We start from the raw sequence: 15,278 nt of genomic DNA on the forward strand, positions 1-15,278 counted from the left end.
ATGGTGCCCAAGTGAGATTTTTTTGATTACTTACTTCTTACGACAATCGTATCATTTTCAACGTCAGCAATAAGGTCGCTAACATTTTCTTCATCTAAAATAAAATCGGTAATCTTATCCTCTAAATGCTCCTGAATAACACGACGGAGCGGGCGTGCACCGAAAGCTGGATGGTATCCAAGTTCCACAATTTTTTCCTTAGCATCGGTAGTTAATGATAAGGTTAAGCTCTGCTCAGTCAGCATTTCTTGTAATTCCACTAGCATTAAATCAACAATCTCAAGAAGTTCTTCCTTATTAAGTGATTTAAACTCAATAATGCTGTCAAAGCGGTTTAAAAATTCTGGTTTAAAAAATGCTCCAAGTGAATCGAGAATATTAGATTCCTTGCCAGCTGAGTTTTTTTCGAAGCCTACCTCGATGGTTTTGTGTCCTGTTCCGGCATTACTAGTCATAATAATTACTGAATCCTTAAAGCTGACGGTACGTCCTTGACTATCAGTTAAACGTCCATCCTCAAGAATTTGAAGGAACATATGCTGAACATCAGGATGAGCTTTTTCGATTTCGTCTAATAGAATAATGCAATATGGATTTCGACGAACTTTTTCAGTAAGCTGTCCAGCTTCTTCGTGGCCTACATATCCTGGTGGTGAACCAATAATTTTTGATACGCTATGTTTTTCCATATATTCGCTCATATCAAGACGAATCATTGCGTCTTTTGAACCAAAAAGCTCGTCTGCAAGTGTTTTTGTTAACTCAGTTTTTCCGACCCCGGTAGGTCCGACAAATAAGAATGAGCCAATAGGGCGATGCTTTGATTTCAAGCCTGCACGGCTACGTCGAATCGCTTTAGCAACCTTCTTAACTGCTTCCGCTTGACCAATTACTTTTTTTGCCAGATTTTCTTCAAGGTGTTTCATTTTATTCTGATCATCTGTCTGAAGTTTTCCAACCGGAATTCCTGTTTTCTTCTCAATAATTGATTGAATGAGTTGGACATCGACGATAGGGTGCTCAACCGAAGCATTTTCTGTTTGTGTTAATTTCTTTTCAAGGGCAGCTTCCTCATCACGAAGCTTAGCAGCCAGCTCGTATTTTTCATTCTTTAAGGCAGCTTCTTTTTCGTTACTAATGTCTTTTAAGCGTTTTTCAATTTGTTCGGTATCTGGGGAAGAAGTATGATTCAAGTTCAAAATGGATCCTGCCTCATCCATTAAGTCAATGGCTTTATCAGGTAGGAATCGATCTTGAATATAGCGGTGAGACAAGGTTACACACGCTTTAATTGCTTCTTCAGTGTACGATACTTTGTGGTATTGCTCATATTTAGTCTGTAGACCCTTGAGAATCTCAATGGCCTTATCCAAGCTTGGTTCCCCGACAAGTACAGGTTGGAAGCGACGTTCAAGTGCTGGGTCCTTTTCAATTTTACGATATTCCTTTAAAGTCGTTGCACCAACAACCTGTAGTTCACCTCTAGCCAATGCAGGTTTTAAAATATTACCTGCATCCATGGAACCTTCGGCAGAGCCCGCTCCAACTAAAAGGTGAATCTCGTCGATAAAGAGAATAATATTCTTTCTTTGCTGTAGTTCTCCGATGAGCTTCTTCATTCTTTCCTCAAATTGACCACGAATCCCTGTGTTTGAAACAAGGGAAGCCACATCTAAAAGGTAAACTTCCTTTCCGAGAAGTTTCGAAGGGACATTACCCTCGGCTATTTTTAATGCCAAGCCTTCAGCAATGGCCGTTTTACCAACACCAGGTTCACCGATTAGGACTGGATTGTTCTTGTTGCGTCTGTTTAAAATCTCCATTACACGAGAAATCTCTTCTTCGCGACCGATTACTGGGTCAATTAAGCCAGCTTTGGCAAACTGTGTTAAGTTGCGACCGAATTGATCGATAAAGCCTCCACCATTAGTCGCTTTAGTATCTTCGAATGTATGTTGGGTAAAATCCTGTTGTGGATTTGGGTTAAATTGATTTTTAGAAATGTCATTGAACATTTCTTCGAGTGGGAAATGGTTAAAGCCTTTTAAGCCCCAGTTGTTAATATTCCCGATTTTTTCGCGTTCCTTTTTGTAGCAATCCTCGCATAAGAGGAAATGCTTTTTTTGACCATTGATATTAATGTTCATTTGAATGTTTGCTTCGTTTGTTTGACATTTGTTGCAAAGCATTTCGCATGACCTCCTAAATCATTTGTTTGACTTTGACTAACTTTGACCTTTCGTGACTTTATTATACTTTGACTAATTTTGACTTTCAAGTATTTTAAACAAAAAAATTGTCATAATTTTGGTCTTACATAAATGTTGTATTTCCTACAGTCTCTTTTTTTACAAAAAATCTCGTCTGTTTTGTCCATGTGCTCATATATATGGATAAAGAGGAGGAGAATGACTTGAAACCAAAATGGAGTGCATCCTTTCAAATCGCTGCAGTATATGTTGGAACCGTGGTAGGAGCTGGATTTGCCACTGGAAAAGAAATCGTCGAGTTCTTTACAAGGTTTGGCTTCATCGGCTTAATTGGAATCGGGATTAGTGGCTCCTTGCTGATTTACTTAGGTTCAAAATTACTTAGAATGGCTGCTCAGGTCGGCGCACATTCCTATCAGGAATTTAACGAGTATTTATTTGGTACATTTTTTGGACGAGTAATTAATGTCATGACACTCTTAATGCTCCTCGGAGTATGTGCTGTAATGCTCTCAGGTGCTGGTGCTGTTTTTGAAGAACAATTACACCTTTCAAAATTAATGGGGGTTGTTATAACAATCATTCTTTCCATCCTTGTCCTAGTAATTGGGATGAAGGGGTTATTTGTAGTGAATGTAGTGGTTGTACCGTTAATGGTTACGTTTAGTATTATTTTGATGGTTAAATCAGTGCAGCTACCACACTTTACTGATGAGTTATTGGTCATACCTTTTCTAGCAGATGGTTGGAAGGCCGTTGTTTCTCCTTTCTCTTATGCTGCTTTTAATTTATTTCTAGCTCAAGCAGTTTTGGTGCCGGTAGCATATGAAATTGAAGATGACCAAACCTTGAAGTGGGGTGGTATTTTAGGAGGAATTGCTTTAACTTGTATTTTGATTTGTGGTCATTTTGCTTTGATCATGCTGCCGCAGTTTGAAACTTTTGAAGTACCTATGGCGGTAGTTGTAAAAAATGTTGCCGCGGTCTTTTATTGGATATACGTGATCATTATTTATGGGGAAATTTTCACTTCGGTTATTGGGAATGTTTTTGGGATCGAACGCCAACTACAAAACTATGTTACTCTACCAAGTATAGCCATTGTTTGCGGTATTTTTATGAGCTGTTATTTTGTCAGTTTGATAGATTATGGGGAATTACTATCGTATTTATATCCACTGTTTGGCTACTTCAGCCTAGCTTTTATAATATTGTTATGGATGAAGCCATTGAAGGTGAAATAAAAAAGCAGCCTTTTAAAAAGGCTGCTTTAACGAAGTGGCATAAGTACAAATAAAAATAAATCGTATACTAAATGTGATACGATGACTAGCGGCATACTTCTTCGCCAAGCATAAAGCCATGACCAAAATAGTCCTGCAACAAAGGCGGCAAACGGAAGCATAAATTGATCTGAATATATATGTACTGATGCATACATAAGTGATGAAAGGATTATACTTACGCCATTTGAGGTCAGTGAAAGCAATTTTTTTTGAATGAAACCTCGCCAAAATATTTCTTCCCCTGGAACAATAACTAGAATTAACGCAAGATAGTGCCAAAATAAATCCGGTCCGAAATGCTTGTACAACTTGGATATTTGTTTAGTAACCGGTATATTAAATAACTCTATTAATTGATTTCCAATCCAGAAAAGGAAGTAGAGTAGAACGCCTGAAAGGATTCCAATAAAAAGGTATTTAAATAATGATAATTTGTCATCTAATTTATCCCTGGCAACGACAAAACAGATCAACAGAAGCATTGTTGCAGTAAAAAAATACCAAAAGACCGCCTTATCTGAAAAGGTAAAATACATTAATAAGTGCGCTAAAATGAAACCGCTTATAAAACGAAGGTCAAGTGCTGATTTTATCATTCACATCCCCCTCTCTTAACTAATTTTCTTTATTTTAACAAAAACCCCTTTATTTATGTAGAGAAAATTGAGGAATAAAAAACCGTCTTATAAAAAAGCAGAGGAGCTCTGCTTTTTTATAAGACGGTTTCTTTAATGACTCTATAGTTTTTATGATTAACAACAGTTCTTTGATCAAGTTCGAGATCACGATAATTATCCATATAAGTTAAATCGACGATTACTGAATTCTCATTTACTTTTTCTACGATTCCTTGTAACCCGTCTCTAAATTCGATGACATTGCCTACTTTTGCTCTCTTCAAATTATCTCTCTCCCTTGTCTTAAAAATTATGTTACTTAACAGTTTGCACTACTTTTCTGATTTCGTAAATGATTTTCAAGGAATTTTCAGGGATTTTTTTGGTGGAATTTTGAAATTCGACAAGATTATTGTAATAGTTCCACGCTTCAACATTTTTTATATTTGTGCGAATTTTGTATGAAAGTTTACAATCTGGAAGGATGGACAACCGTCTGTTTTTTTTATAAGCTATTAAAAAATAAACTGATGTAAAAGGTGTACAAAAGAAAATGCGTAAACCTTTGTTTTATCTAAAGCTAGAGGAACTAGGTGATGATCAAGATGAACGATGAAACAATCCATATCCAATTGGAAAAACTGAAAAATAAAGAGCTGCAAGAGTTTCTCGTCAAAAAGGAGGAATTTCTAGCTGTTCGTAAGATAATAGTCGACCGAGATGATTTTAAACATTTTCGGGGTACTGCCTTACGCGGTGGCGACGTTTTATATGAATATTTGGATGAACCTAGAAGCTAAATTACCCTATTGAATAGTTAAATTAATACTATATATGCTCGTAAATGATTAATTTTACATAATATTTTGATAAGTGTGACAAAATACCTATTGTTTGGTATGATAAGGGTATAAAATATAACTAAAATCCTATGAGGTGACAAATATGAATTTGTTGAAGACTCGTGAGGAGCTATTGTTATTGATCGAAAGCAAGCGGGTGGAAATGGTTTTGGAGGCTGAAAAGTCTGGATTTTTGAGCCATCAAACATTGAAGCGAAGTAAAGAGCTGGATGAACTCCTCAATATGCATAATCAACTATCAGAAATCACAAATTAACTTAACATAAACTCCGAAAGTGTTATTTTAGAATAACACTTTTTGTTTTGTTCATTTTTGGAATAAAAACGCTTACTGAAAACGTTTTATAGATTGAATATTGATTATTCAATAAAAAAGCGAGTTTTTTATTGTAGAATAGTGTTGAAAAATGCTATATTCTTTGAAGGAATATGGTCAGTCATACAACAAGAAATATTATTCTCTACATAATAATGTTTTGTACATGAAACACGCTTGTTTGGAAAAAATAAGGCAAGTTAAAGATATCGCAAATAAAGTTTATTTATTCCAATCTGGCAGGTTTTGGCTTATAAAAGGTAGTTGTTAATGGTTGAACGTATTTTCCGTTACTATCAGATCTTCTATATTTTATGCAGAAAAGGAGTAGGATGACAATGGTTGAAAAACAATATAAGGTTACTGCAGAAACAGGAATCCATGCACGTCCGGCTACACTTTTAGTACAAACAGCAAGCAAGTTTAGTTCAGATATTCAGCTTGAGTATAAAGATAAGAAGGTTAATTTAAAATCGATTATGGGTGTTATGTCACTTGGTATCGCTCAAGGCGGAGAATTCAAAATTATTGCTGACGGTAGCGATGAGCACGAAGCACTGCAAGGCTTAGAAGAAACATTAACAAAAGAAGGACTTGCACAATAATGAAAGTATTAATGGGAATTGCAGCGTCAAGCGGGTTTGCAATAGCAAAGGCATATCGTTTAGTAGAACCTAATCTTTCTTTTGAAAATAAAACAGTTACGGATGTTGAACAAGAGGTTGAACGTTTTCGTGCCGCGCTTTCAAAAGCGAAGGAAGAACTGTCGACGATTCGTGACCGTGCTAACATTGAGCTTGGAGCGGATAAAGCGGCGATATTTGAAGCGCATTTACTTGTGTTAAGTGATCCCGAGTTAGTTGGGCCAATTGAAGAAAGTATCAAAAATGAAAAAGTGAATGCAGAAGCAGCATTAAAAAATACTGCTGACATGTTTATTATGATGTTTGAGCAAATGGATAATGAATACATGAAAGAACGTGCTGCAGATATTCGTGACGTAACTAAGCGTGTTCTTGCCCATTTACTTGGAGTAGCGTTAGTGAACCCAAGTATGATTTCTGAAGAAGTCATTATTGTTGCGGAGGACCTCACTCCTTCGGATACTGCACAATTAAACCGTCAGTATGTGAAAGGTTTCACGACCGATATAGGTGGAAGAACTTCTCATTCAGCGATTATGGCTCGTTCAATGGAGATTCCAGCAGTAGTTGGAACCAAAACAGCTACCGAAACGATAAAAAATGGTGATTTAGTTATCGTAGATGGTCTAAGCGGTGAGGTTCACATTAATCCTTCTGAAGAGACCGTTAAACAATATGAGCAAAAGGCTGCCGATTACGAAGCACAAAAAGCTGAGTGGGCTAAGCTAGTAAATGAAGCGACTGTATCTCGTGACGGTCACCATGTAGAACTAGCTGCAAACATCGGAACACCAAATGATTTAGTAGGGGTAGTCAATAACGGTGGTGAAGGAGTAGGTCTTTACCGTACCGAGTTCCTCTACATGGGCCGTGATACTCTCCCAACGGAAGAAGAGCAATACACAGCCTATAAAGCCGTATTAGAAGGCATGAACGGGAAACCTGTTGTCGTTCGTACACTTGACATCGGGGGCGATAAAGAACTTCCATACTTACATTTACCAAAAGAGATGAATCCATTCCTGGGCTTCCGTGCTATTCGCCTTTGCCTGGAGGAACAAGAGATATTCCGCACTCAATTAAGAGCATTATTGCGTGCGAGCTCAGCAGGCAACTTAAAAATCATGTTTCCAATGATTGCAACGATTGATGAATTCCGTCAAGCGAAAGCAGTCCTAGACGAAGAAAAGCAAAAGCTAATTGGTGAAGGAGTAATTGTTTCTGATTCAATCGAAGTTGGAATCATGGTGGAAATCCCATCAACAGCTGTACTTGCTGATTTATTTGCGAAGGAAGTTGATTTCTTCAGTATTGGTACAAATGACCTCATCCAATATACAATGGCAGCTGATCGGATGAACGAACGTGTTTCATACCTTTATCAGCCATATAGCCCGTCAATTCTTCGCTTAGTGAAAAATGTCATTGATGCCGCCCATAAGGAAGGCAAATGGACAGGCATGTGTGGAGAAATGGCTGGAGATGAAACCGCAATCCCAGTATTATTAGGCTTAGGTTTGGATGAATTTTCGATGAGCGCAACGTCTATTTTGAAGGCCCGCTCATTGATTAAGCGACTAAACAAGTCTGATATGGACAAATTGGCAGCTGAAGTGCTAAATATGAGCACAACTGCAGAAGTCGTTGCAGCGATCGAGACAGCAATCAAATAGATTTGAATCGAAGAAGTCGATGTTAACTCATCGGCTTCTTTTATTTTGCTATTTTTTGATTACTTTTTAATAAAAAAGGAAATTGTAGGAAAGAGGAGGGAAATCAATGAATTTTAATAAAATATTACCAGTCTTTTTCGTTTTCGTATTCTTGGTAGGTTGCACATCCTACACGGAGCAGTTAGTAGCAAATCATCACGCTGAAGCAGTTTTAACTAAAAATAATGAGCTGCAATTCCGATTGAAAATAAATGATTCGATGCTTAAAAAAGCCCAAACTTATAAGGTGAAGATTTCCATACATAACGACGAATTGGCTCAAGCTTTAGGTGCAAGTGAAATCATCTATGGTCAGGACATCGTTTATTCTGGTGAATACTTAGAAACAACAGAAGATGGTCTTCAATTCATCAATATGACGCCGATTGCACTACAAAAGGATTTACATCCCTTTGAGATACAAAAAATGATAGTAAATGACGAAGCGATAACAGTAGAAGTATTCAATGATCAAAAGGTCTTGGCAAGGGCGACGTTGACCAATTTTTCCACTCAGCTTTAGAAATGAGGCGGTTTTAAAAAATGAGTCATAAAACTTGGTTTTATAGGGTTTCTCGTTTTCATTAAGTAATTTAAACTGCTAAAATAGTCTTATTACAAGTTTGGAGGGGAAAGCATGATTCAACAAGATAACACCGTAATAGGCTTTATTGGCATAGGAGTAATGGGTAAAAGTATAGCACGACATTTATTGACAGCTGGCTATCCAGTAATTGTTTATACGAGAACGAAAACAAAAGCTGAAGAACTGATTGAGCAGGGGGCAAAATGGGCTCAAACTACAAAGGAAATCGCCCAATCGGCAAATGTCATCTTTACGATGGTAGGGTTACCGACTGATGTCGAAGAGGTGTATTTTGGTGAAAACGGCTTAATTCCAAATGCAAATAACGATACATATTTAATTGATATGACCACATCAACTCCATCATTAGCAGCGAAAATTTATCAGGCGGCAGAAGAAAGAGGACTCCATGCCTTAGATGCTCCAGTTTCCGGAGGGGATATTGGTGCACGCGATGGCAAATTGTCGATTATGGTTGGGGGAGAGGCTGCAGATTTTAGTGCAGTAGAACCTTTGCTTCAACATTTTGGTACTAATATCGTCTATCAGGGTCCAGCAGGTGCTGGCCAACATACGAAAATGTGCAATCAAATTACGATTGCATCCAACATGATCGGGGTTTGTGAAGCGCTTGTTTATGCGAAAAACGCTGGACTTGATGCCGAAAAGGTTTTAAAAAGCATCTCAACTGGTGCTGCTGGCAGCTGGTCGTTGTCAAACCTCGGACCTCGCATGGTCAATGGAGATTTTGAACCAGGTTTTTATATAAAACACTTTATTAAGGATATGAAGATTGCACTTGCAGAAGCTGAGGTGATGGGTATCAAGCTACCAGGACTCACTTTAGCAAAATCCCTATATCAGCAATTGGCTGACGAAGGTGAAGAAAACAGCGGAACGCAAGCATTGTACAAATACTGGAATTAATCGGTCATTCACACAAAAGATGCCATGAATGAATCCTCCTAAACAATCGAAAATAAACATGTACGAAATCGAAGGAGGAAATTTTCATGGCGAAAAGAACGAAAAAAAGTGACCCTCAGCAAAAAAATAAAAAAGGATTTGACTCAGCTGTGCTGAATGCAGAATTTGCTCATGAAATGGGTAGTGCTGCAACAAATAAAATCCATCATGACAAAGCAAAAAAAGAAAAGGCTCTAAAAAATAACGGCAAGTACCATGGCATAAAATAAAATACAATCAATAAGGGTCAGGCTGCATCGTAACAAAAGTTATGCACACCTGACCCTTACATTTTATAAATATTCTTTTAAGTACTTTTCCAATCTGTTTAACGCTTCCTCCAGCGTATTCTGAGAATAGGCATATGAGATACGGAAATATCCCTCACCGTATTGACCAAAGGCACTTCCAGGCACACAAGCTACTCCTACTTTTTCAACGAGTGAAAGGCAAAATTCAAATGAATTCAAAGGAGTATTCGGTTTTTTAACAAAGAAATAAAAGGCACCGTCAGGTTTTACCACTTCAAGATTCATTGCGACGAGTCGATGATATACATAATCACGACGTTTCATATATTCACTTTTCATTGGCAGCGCATCATCAATTCCAACGGTTAATGCTTGTAATGCAGCCATTTGTGAAATTGAACTAGCACAGGTTACATTGTATTGATGAACCTTTAATATATGTTTTGCAATACTCTCGGGTGCAAACACCATGCCAATTCGCCAGCCAGTCATCGAATGTGATTTGGACAAGCCGTTTATGACAATGGTTTGCTCTTTTATGAAGTTCGCAATCGATACATGTTCTCCTTCAAAAGATAATTCACTGTAAATTTCATCAGCAAGGATAAAAATATCGCGATTTTTTACAAGCTCTGCTATTTCCTGTAATTCAGCTTTTGTTAAACTAACTCCTGTTGGATTCGATGGATATGGTAGAATAATACAACGGGTCTTTTCGGTTATGTAAGATTCAATCAAACTTGCGGTCATTCTAAATTGATGTTCACGAAGGTCAATGTATACCGGTTTAGCCCCACAGAGATGGATAATGGGTTCGTAGCCGGGATAAACAGGTCCAGGTAAAATGACTTCGGTACCTTCTGTCAAAATAGTTCTAAGGGCGATATCAATCGCCTCGCTTGCTCCTGTAGTAATAATGACTTCAGTTTCTGCATGATAATCGATACCATATTTCTTTTGATAAAAATTGGTTGCTGCTTTACGTAGTGAAATCATTCCGGCATTATGAGTGTATGAGGTGAAATTATCATCAATTGCTTGCTTGGCTGCTTCCTTTACATGGTCCGGTGTAGGGAAGTCAGGCTGACCAATTGTTAATGAAATCATATCCTTAGTATCTGCTACCATATTAAAAAATTTGCGTATACCTGATATTTCGATTTCTTTAACTCTTTGATTAATTAAATGCTCCACTTTTTTCATCCTTCCAAATGCTGATACATCATTTTTATATTTTATTAAAGTTTTTCGATTCTTTTAATTTATCATAAACAATAAAAGACTGGAAAACAAAAAATTATTGCCAAAGGTAAAGGTTGGGGAAGAATTTGATTCGGATATGTGCAATAAGAAACGATGGAGTGTTCCTTAAAGATTTGAAATTAAAAGAGCTAAAAGATAAGGAGATCGTCTGGTATTGGGTTGATTTTGTATCACCTACTAATGAGGAATCGAACTTACTTTCGAGCTACTTTAAATTCCATCCACTATCAGTAGAAGATAGTCTGGATGAATTTACGCAGAGACCAAAAATTGATTTCTACGAAGGCTATATCTTCTTAGTTTTACATGCGATTCATCAAGATAGTCTCGTACCATATGAGGTAGATGTTTTTGTCGGCGACAAGTTTATCGTTACTTATCAACAAAAAACAATCCGAAATTTAAATAATCTTTGGGATAAAATGCGCAAGGATGAACGCTTCCGAGAAGGTCCGTTCCACGTTTTGCATGCGGTGATTGATAGTCTTGTTGACGATTATTTTCCGCCGATATACCGACTAGAGGACCAAATTAATTCAATAGAGGATAATTCTGAAAAAGAAAGCATCCATGTGCTAATAGAAAAGCTATTTGATATAAGAGCAGACTTATCTAAATTAAGAAGGACTCTTGTTCCGATGGGCGATTTGCTTTATCGAATCATCCATTCTGAACGTCTCAGTCATTTAAAGGAACACCGTCTTTATTTTTTTGACGTGTATGATCATTTATTAAAGCTTAATGAAATGCTGGAATCGTATCGAGATTTTTCATCAGATATTCGTGATAGCTACTTATCGGTAAATTCCAATACGATGAATAGTATTATGATGACACTCACTGTTATAACCACCATTTTTATGCCACTTACTTTTATCGCGGGCATTTATGGAATGAATTTTGAACATATGCCAGAGCTTCACTGGCAATATGGTTACTTTTTCATATTAGGAATAATGGGGCTCATTGCACTGTTTATGTTTTTTTATTTTCGCGCCAAAGGTTGGTTTAAGCTTGGGCGAATGAGGGAGCGTAAGAAGCGAAAAATAAATATTAGATAACAAGCCAATAAAAAAGGATGACTAAATAATCGTCATCCTTTTCGTATGGTGTTTTGTTAATAACCATATTCCCAATCTACTTCTGCTTCGTGCCATAGTACTGGAGAAACTTCGCCAAAATCAACCTGATTGTTTTCGAGCTCGCAATTGCAGTGAGCACATCCACATTGCTGCTTCAATGTTTCATACACTTCATGATCAACGTTTTCGATAAAAATAACCCTTTGATTAGGTTGATAAAGAATGGCAGTTCCCTTCATGAAAAATCTCTCCCTATAAAATATTGTCCATAAAGAATTGTGAACAAATAATCTGGCAAAATGTTCCACTAACTGTTTACGACTGTATTGTATTCCTGATTCAGATAAAGGTCTAGCTGTAATAAAGAAAGTTCACAAAATAATCAATATTTTGTGATATATCTCGCAATTTTAAGAAATAAGCGAAATTTATCACCAACCTTCGTTTGGATTATAGTGAAAGAATCGAAAATAATTGCGCTGGAAATTGAAAACGGGTAACCGCTGATGTATTGGTGGTTACCCGTTTGATGTATCATATTCGCTAAAGCTTGTCCGTAGAACAAGAGCTTATAAAAACTAAATCGACCTGTAATAGGTTAAAAATAGCTTTCTCCAAGTCGTTTAAATTGAGGCTGTCGTGCCTTTGGCTTTCCTGTTCCTTTTGATTTTTCACATTCTTCTTTTTCGCAGATGCCAGTATAGCTTTGCAGTAATATTTTTGCAATAGTGAGCGGTAATCGCGTTTTAGGGTTTTTTACGTGCTCGCTTAGTTTTCCTAGGTGAGGAAGTGAAGTGAAATCTTCTTTTGATGGGGGAATATGAAAAGAATAGTTACCACTTACCACGAGTACATCGGATTGCTGCTGACTGTATTTAGGATTTGCAGAAAAGTGAAGTCCAACCTTTTTAGCCTTACCTTCGCGTAGCATTTTTTTTAAAGCTTCGTGTTTGAGCTTATATAAATACTTTGGATTCGTGGCTGTTTTTGCATGCCGATTAACGATGAAGATTGCTTGTGAGAGGTTATCAACTGTTGGAATCAGTTTTTGAGGATGATTATTCCTGTCCCGGTTCAATAGTAAGATCTCCTTTCAGTGGTTTAATTTATTATACCCCTAAGTAGCTATGTTAAGAAAGGAAAATTCCAATGTTTTTCCTTTATTTTTTTAAAAGAGGAAGCACGAAGCTTCCTCGATTATTATTATATCCATTTTAGCGGTATGGATATGGACCTGGACCGTAGCCATATGGGGTTGGGGGATAGCCTGGGTATGGTGGATATGGTGGGTATGGTGGTGGGCAACAAGGTCGATTAAAGAAAAACGGACTCGCTGCTAATCCTAATGCTCCCCCAGCAAGAAACGGCAATAAGCCAAAACCTATGAAACGTTGATCCTCGTATCCACGGTAAGCATTTGGTTGGTAGGGATGGGCATGATACATTGTTTTTTTCCTCCTCATAAAAAACTGCCTTTCCTTCTTATTCTATGGAAACAGCAAATGAATGAGCATGTCTTATATGTTAGGAGAGAAAAGTGAGTATATAATTAGGCATTTCTAGCCAGTGTAAAGATAGTTAGTTCGGGTTGCGATAGGAATCGGAACGGAAGTCTGGTAGTACCAATGCCACGATTAACATATAGTGATAATTGGTGACCTTGATTTTTCAACTGATAAATTCCTTCTGTGTATTTCTCTGCAAAAGGTGGTGTTACCAGTGCTCCCATAAAAGGCACTTTAATTTGACCGCCATGGCTGTGTCCGCTAATTTGCCAATGTATCCCGTATTGGACAGCTTGGTCCGCTAAATCAGGGGCATGGCTCAATAGAATTTTAAAGCCATCTGAACGTACATTTGTCATCGCTGCTTCAAAATTGGGTTTCCCAAGCATTGCATCGTCAATTCCAATAAAGTCAATTCGACTTCCATCCAACAGTTGGATTGGAACTGCTTTGTTTTGTAATACAATAAAGTCTGATTGACTCATAATTGAATGGTAAATCTCTGAACCGTAGCCACCATGATCGTGGTTGCCGTAAATACAAAACTTGCCTAGTGGCGCTTTTAGCTTTTTTAATAGCGCCGGAATTTTTTCTGTTTCGCCATAGCGATTGGGTTCATCCATTAGGTCTCCGGTAAATAAAATAATATCAGGCGATAGGGAATTGATTTTTGTAATTAACCGCTCAAATTGATTTAAATCATAGTTAAAACCTAGATGTGTATCACTAAATTGGATGATTCTACATCCTTCAAAGCCTGATGGTATGAGATGATGTAAAATCGTTTGTTCCGTAACTTTCAGCATTCTTGTTTCGATTTCACGAGCATAATAATATATTCCCGAGCTTGCGCCCACTGCAATTACAGTGGTTCCAAACAGCTTTTTTAAGAAGGACCTTCTTGAAACCTTTTTTTGCATAGTACTACTCCCGTTCATATCAAAAGTCCTTTATATCCTATCAAAAAAAAGGGGTTAAAAAAAGCAAAGGGCATATTAAATATACATTACAACTTGGCATAATTAATATATACTTGTCCATTTGCTCATATATTCAAAATAGAAGGCGATAAAATAAAAAAAAATGCCTCGTGTTCTCTGAGGCATTAATTCCAATTATTTATAGCTAATAGCTCGACATTGAAGCGCCTTCCACGATTCAAGAAATTGCTGTTTATTAACTGGGTGTTGTTTCCTACCAGATAGCGGGTCATTAATAAAAACATTCTGGTCATCAAATCCAACTAAGACTACTGCATGCAAATCTAGTGGTGAAGTTATGGTTTGATTTCCATGTGACCATGATTCGGGTCTGTCGGGTAGACGATAATCTCCTGTTGTCCAAACGACAACCGGATAGCCGTAAGCAACATGCTGTAAAACTTCATCAAAGCCATGGTTAGTTAAATTAACGGCTCGGTTTGGTAGGTAGCGATTAACTAACTCCTCCATGGGCTTATCAAATACTGCGTAGCCTGCTTGTTTTCCTGTCATGTCACCAACGAATCCGTCTGCAGGATTTCCCCAACTTATAATATCACCTGACGGAGAACGCCGAATTGGATCTTCATCTTTCCTTATCGCGTTATAAAGCTCCATTTTATTCGTGGCGATACCTGCATATTGCAGCATCATCGTTAAGCTTGTTACTTCACAACCATATTTTAATTCAGGATTTTGTTTCACAAGTGGAACATCCAATAAGTATTTTCCACTTGTCATTTCATAGTCATCTGGATGGTCTTCAAAATTACTGTGATCATTTATTTGAACAGTTCCTAATACATTTATGTTGGCTGCTTGTATAATTGATGGAGAACTATTGTTACAATATTGAAATTCGGCAAGTTGTGGATTAAATCCAAGAAACGGTAAGAGCGCTGCTGCGACAAAATGGAGCATGAACATTATGCTTCATCCTTCTTCCTTGATATAATCTTACCGGTTCATATTATTTTTTGATTTTCAATGAAGATAT

The 15,278-nt window shown here is 37.3% G+C and carries 18 protein-coding genes; 9 read left to right on the forward strand and 9 right to left on the reverse strand.

Going from position 1 to position 15,278, the window contains the following annotated elements; genetic code table 11:
* Positions 1-26: 26 nt before the first annotated feature.
* Positions 27-2,189: an ATP-dependent Clp protease ATP-binding subunit gene (locus tag FXW34_RS00310; protein WP_147531738.1), complete on the reverse strand. Its 2,163-nt coding sequence runs from the start codon at positions 2,187-2,189 to the stop codon at positions 27-29.
* Positions 2,190-2,413: 224 nt separating this feature from the next.
* Between FXW34_RS00310 and FXW34_RS00315 the strand changes: the two genes are divergently transcribed.
* Positions 2,414-3,454 carry a YkvI family membrane protein gene (locus tag FXW34_RS00315; RefSeq protein WP_147531740.1) on the forward strand — a complete coding sequence of 347 codons (1,041 nt, stop codon included), beginning with the start codon at positions 2,414-2,416 and terminating at the stop codon, positions 3,452-3,454.
* Between the two features lie 26 nt (positions 3,455-3,480).
* Here the strand turns inward: FXW34_RS00315 and FXW34_RS00320 are convergent, their stop codons facing one another.
* Together FXW34_RS00320 and FXW34_RS00325 are read right to left on the reverse strand one after the other, a co-directional pair.
* Positions 3,481-4,092, reverse strand: a complete 612-nt coding sequence (locus FXW34_RS00320) for a CPBP family intramembrane glutamic endopeptidase (protein WP_147531742.1) — start codon at positions 4,090-4,092, stop codon at positions 3,481-3,483.
* A 116-nt stretch (positions 4,093-4,208) separates the two neighbouring features.
* A complete protein-coding gene (locus FXW34_RS00325; protein ID WP_147531744.1) occupies positions 4,209-4,397 on the reverse strand; it encodes a YkvS family protein in 189 nt (62 codons plus the stop codon).
* A gap of 321 nt (positions 4,398-4,718) precedes the next feature.
* Here FXW34_RS00325 and FXW34_RS00330 point away from each other — a divergent pair, with 321 nt between their 5' ends.
* From FXW34_RS00330 to FXW34_RS00360, 7 genes are all read left to right on the forward strand, one after another.
* Positions 4,719-4,913: a hypothetical protein gene (locus FXW34_RS00330; protein WP_147531746.1), complete on the forward strand. Its 195-nt coding sequence runs from the start codon at positions 4,719-4,721 to the stop codon at positions 4,911-4,913.
* Between the two features lie 145 nt (positions 4,914-5,058).
* Positions 5,059-5,232, forward strand: a complete 174-nt coding sequence (locus FXW34_RS00335) for an aspartyl-phosphate phosphatase Spo0E family protein (RefSeq protein WP_147531748.1) — start codon at positions 5,059-5,061, stop codon at positions 5,230-5,232.
* Between the two features lie 398 nt (positions 5,233-5,630).
* Positions 5,631-5,897: a phosphocarrier protein HPr gene (locus FXW34_RS00340; RefSeq protein ID WP_147531750.1), complete on the forward strand. Its 267-nt coding sequence runs from the start codon at positions 5,631-5,633 to the stop codon at positions 5,895-5,897.
* The gene (gene ptsP / locus FXW34_RS00345) at positions 5,897-7,609 is read left to right on the forward strand and encodes a phosphoenolpyruvate--protein phosphotransferase (protein ID WP_147531753.1); all 1,713 of its coding nucleotides are present in this window, start codon (positions 5,897-5,899) and stop codon (positions 7,607-7,609) included. Before FXW34_RS00340 ends, ptsP begins: the two co-directional genes overlap by 1 nt.
* A 106-nt stretch (positions 7,610-7,715) precedes the next feature.
* Positions 7,716-8,171, forward strand: a complete 456-nt coding sequence (locus FXW34_RS00350) for a hypothetical protein (RefSeq protein ID WP_147531755.1) — start codon at positions 7,716-7,718, stop codon at positions 8,169-8,171.
* Positions 8,172-8,285: 114 nt separating this feature from the next.
* Positions 8,286-9,161, forward strand: a complete 876-nt coding sequence (locus FXW34_RS00355; RefSeq protein ID WP_147531757.1) for an NAD(P)-dependent oxidoreductase — start codon at positions 8,286-8,288, stop codon at positions 9,159-9,161.
* Positions 9,162-9,247: 86 nt separating this feature from the next.
* Entirely contained in the window at positions 9,248-9,430 is a 183-nt protein-coding gene (locus tag FXW34_RS00360; RefSeq protein WP_147531759.1) for a hypothetical protein, read from the forward strand.
* A gap of 63 nt (positions 9,431-9,493) precedes the next feature.
* Here FXW34_RS00360 and FXW34_RS00365 read toward each other — a convergent pair whose 3' ends face one another.
* Complete coding sequence (locus tag FXW34_RS00365) at positions 9,494-10,645, reverse strand: aminotransferase A (RefSeq protein ID WP_147531761.1); 1,152 nt, start codon at positions 10,643-10,645, stop codon at positions 9,494-9,496.
* Between the two features lie 134 nt (positions 10,646-10,779).
* On the opposite strand from FXW34_RS00365, the gene corA reads away from it, so the two are divergent.
* Entirely contained in the window at positions 10,780-11,775 is a 996-nt protein-coding gene (gene corA, locus FXW34_RS00370; protein WP_147531763.1) for a magnesium/cobalt transporter CorA, read from the forward strand.
* A gap of 56 nt (positions 11,776-11,831) precedes the next feature.
* On the opposite strand, the gene FXW34_RS00375 is transcribed toward corA, so the two are convergent.
* From FXW34_RS00375 to FXW34_RS00395, 5 genes are all read right to left on the reverse strand, one after another.
* Positions 11,832-12,035 (reverse strand): hypothetical protein, encoded by a 204-nt coding sequence (locus FXW34_RS00375; RefSeq protein WP_147531765.1) that lies wholly within the window; start codon positions 12,033-12,035, stop codon positions 11,832-11,834.
* A 359-nt stretch (positions 12,036-12,394) separates the two neighbouring features.
* On the reverse strand, positions 12,395-12,874 hold the full coding sequence (locus FXW34_RS00380; protein ID WP_147531767.1) for a YkyB family protein: 480 nt from the start codon (positions 12,872-12,874) through the stop codon (positions 12,395-12,397).
* 136 nt (positions 12,875-13,010) lie between these two features.
* Complete coding sequence (locus FXW34_RS00385; protein ID WP_147531769.1) at positions 13,011-13,241, reverse strand: hypothetical protein; 231 nt, start codon at positions 13,239-13,241, stop codon at positions 13,011-13,013.
* A 104-nt stretch (positions 13,242-13,345) separates the two neighbouring features.
* On the reverse strand, positions 13,346-14,221 hold the full coding sequence (locus tag FXW34_RS00390; RefSeq protein WP_147531771.1) for a metallophosphoesterase: 876 nt from the start codon (positions 14,219-14,221) through the stop codon (positions 13,346-13,348).
* A gap of 195 nt (positions 14,222-14,416) precedes the next feature.
* Complete coding sequence (locus FXW34_RS00395; RefSeq protein ID WP_147531773.1) at positions 14,417-15,208, reverse strand: C39 family peptidase; 792 nt, start codon at positions 15,206-15,208, stop codon at positions 14,417-14,419.
* Positions 15,209-15,278 lie beyond the last annotated feature (70 nt).

The sequence above is a fragment of the Bacillus marasmi genome (genome assembly GCF_902168435.1).
Classification (GTDB): Bacteria; Bacillota; Bacilli; order Bacillales; family Cytobacillaceae; genus Bacillus_BU; species Bacillus_BU marasmi.